The sequence below is a fragment of the Pseudomonas sp. MD195_PC81_125 genome (assembly GCF_014060985.1).
In the GTDB taxonomy this organism is placed as follows: domain Bacteria; phylum Pseudomonadota; class Gammaproteobacteria; order Pseudomonadales; family Pseudomonadaceae; genus Aquipseudomonas; species Aquipseudomonas parakoreensis.
Genome location: NZ_JABULD010000978.1, coordinates 1 through 687 on the forward strand (window position 1 = coordinate 1; position 687 = coordinate 687).

At 54.7% G+C, this 687-nt stretch carries 2 protein-coding genes; both read left to right on the plus strand.

From position 1 onward, the window contains the following. Positions 1 to 258, plus strand: a 258-nt coding sequence (locus HT737_RS30695; RefSeq protein ID WP_306287335.1) for a helix-hairpin-helix domain-containing protein, incomplete at its 5' end; no start/stop codon positions are given. Between the two features lie 212 nt (positions 259 to 470). Beyond that, positions 471 to 687, plus strand: a 217-nt coding sequence (locus HT737_RS30700; RefSeq protein ID WP_182404697.1) for an SDR family NAD(P)-dependent oxidoreductase, incomplete at its 3' end; no start/stop codon positions are given.

Below are 687 nucleotides of genomic sequence, written 5' to 3' on the forward strand. Positions count from 1 at the left end.
GTTGTCCCGAACGCGGAAAAGGCGACAATGGTGAGCGATACCGTTGCGACGTCTACCAGTGAAAAGGTCGATCTCAACGGTGCCGACGCAGCCACTTTGCAAAAACAATTGGCCGGAGTTGGTGAGACAAAGGCCAAAGCCATTGTTGCGTACCGTGATGCTAATGGACCATTCGCTTCGGTGGATGAGTTGCTGGAAGTGAAGGGCATCGGCAAGGCGATCCTCGATCGCAATCGCGACAAGCTGGAAGTGAACTAAGCTGATAATTCAACGCCAAGGGGCCGGTCATTGACCGGCCTTTCTGCTTTCTGGTGGCAGAGATGCGACAGAGGGAGCGCCGTCACGTCTGTCGGCGAGCTGAAAATTATGGGTATCATATTGTGTTGAGATTATGCCTATAATAATTTCCGTCACCTCCAGGCAAGTGAGCCTTGGAGGCACATCTCCCAATAGGTTTCAGGAGCGCTCTCATGAGTTCAGTCCAGTCTCAAGGTACGGCCGTCGTCACTGGCGCATCGTCCGGTATCGGTGCCATCTACGCGCAGCGGCTGGCAGCGCGTGGTTTTGATTTGCTGTTGGTGGCACGGGATCAACAGCGTCTTGAAATTGCCGCGGGCGAGTTGCGCGAAGCGCACGGTGTAAAGGTCGAAGTGCTCAAAGCCGACCTGACGCAAAAGGACGATGTCC